Genomic DNA, 2,007 nt, shown 5'->3' on the forward strand with positions numbered 1-2,007 from the left:
TTTTTCTGGATTTCTTTGGGGCATTTTAAAACTTCGTTCACGCCAATTAAAGGCACAGAACGAAGCATTGGAAAAACTAATCGCGGTTCGAACATCCGAAGTACAGCACCAGGCCAACCAATTAAAAATACAGGCGGAAAAATTACAGGAATTAGACAGGGCGAAATCCCGCTTTTTTGCCAATATCTCCCATGAATTCCGAACGCCGCTTACGTTGATCAAAGGCCCCATAGAACAGTTGGAACAGAACTTTAGCGAAAAATTGAACATGGAAACGGTTAAAATGATTCGCAGTAATGCAAATCGTTTGCTCAATATGGTGAATCAGTTACTTGATCTTTCAAAAATCGACGAGGGAAGCTTAAAATTGGCGCCCACCGAGGGCGATGTATTTAAATGTCTTCGGGCAGCGGCATCCTCTTTTAATTCGCACGCTGCACAACGCAATATGGATTATAGGGTTGAGATTCCACATACCCTACTTTGGACTTCATTTGACCGGGATAAACTGGAAAATATTGTCTATAACTTACTAGGTAATGCCTTTAAATTCAGTGGAGATGGTTCAAAAATCTCCTTTGTTGCTGATTATTCTGAATTTGGTCTCCAAATTCAGGTTTCCGATGCGGGCACAGGTATCGCTGCCGAGAAACTTCCTTATATTTTTGATCGCTTTTATCAGGCCGATAGCAGCGACACCCGCGGCAAAGAGGGTTCTGGTATCGGACTTTCACTTTCAAAAGATTTGGTAGAATTAATGGACGGTACCATTACGGTTTCAAGCGAGGTGGGCAAAGGCACCTTCTTTAACCTACAATTGCCCATTCAAGAAATCAAGACACGCCAAAAGAGGATTGTGGAAGAAGTTCTTCAAACAGATAAATCGAAGATTAAAAAAACCTTTGCTTTATCCGGTACCGACAAACGAAATTTGCCTACCATTCTATTAGTAGAGGATAATAATGACATGCGGCATTTTATTAGGGAACAGCTTGTAAAATTCTATAAAGTGAAAGAAGCAGTCAACGGCGAAGCAGGCATACAAAGAGCGATAGCCGATTCCCCGGATCTGGTCATCACCGATTTGATGATGCCCAAAATGGACGGGATAGAGCTCTGCAAAAAACTAAAGACCGATGTGCATACCAGTCATATTCCTGTAATCATGTTGACCGCCAAGGCGGGAATGGACAATAAAATCGAAGGCTTGGAAACCGGGGCTGACGATTACCTTACCAAGCCCTTTGATGGCAAAGAACTTCTGGTACGTATCAAAAACCTGATCCAGCAACGACAAAAGCTCAGGGAGCTGTTTAGTACCAAAGAAATAAAAATTGATCCTAAAAAGGTTACCGTCACCTCTATCGATCAAAAATTCTTGGAACAGGTTCTGGAACTTCTCGAAACCAATTTCTCCAATGCCGATTTTGGGGTACCCCAAATGCAGGATGCCCTGGCCATGAGCAAGACCCAATTGCATCGAAAATTAAAGGCATTGACGAATGAAGCACCGGGAGAGCTTTTACGAAACTTCCGGTTAAAAAGGGCGGCACAATTGCTTTCACAAAAAGCGGATAGTGTGACGCAAATTGCCTACAAAGTCGGTTTTAACAACCTTTCCTATTTCGCCAAGTGCTTTAAAGAACTATATGGGGTGGCACCTTCGGCGTATTAAACCCCATATCCCTAAATTTCCGGTATACGGTTTGTGAAATTTGTTTTTTTAGAACAGGCAGCCCACCATCCATAATCCCCTATTTACAATCTATAATCGGCATCTGGTAATCGATACAGACTTTTCAACCCACCTTCCATTTTTGATGGTGGCACTATGCTGTTACTATCTGGTACTCAGCTGTTAGCTATCTGAACATAATTGGGATAGTTTTGACTTGTAAGTTTATAGTTCCCCCCTAAATCAATTATTCATTTAAACTATAGAACTATGGATTTGACAAAACAAAACGGTAAAAGCATTGTAAGTAATGCATTGCACAAATTAATCCC

Annotated in this window: 1 protein-coding gene; it reads left to right on the plus strand. The window is 41.5% G+C overall.

The genetic code is table 11. From position 1 onward, the window contains the following. On the plus strand, window positions 1-1,675 hold a 1,675-nt coding region (locus WBM98_RS14405; protein ID WP_424366722.1), incomplete at its 5' end, for a hybrid sensor histidine kinase/response regulator transcription factor. Window positions 1,676-2,007 lie beyond the last annotated feature (332 nt).

The sequence above is a fragment of the Maribacter sp. genome (genome assembly GCF_049667165.1).
Classification (GTDB): Bacteria; Bacteroidota; Bacteroidia; order Flavobacteriales; family Flavobacteriaceae; genus Maribacter_A.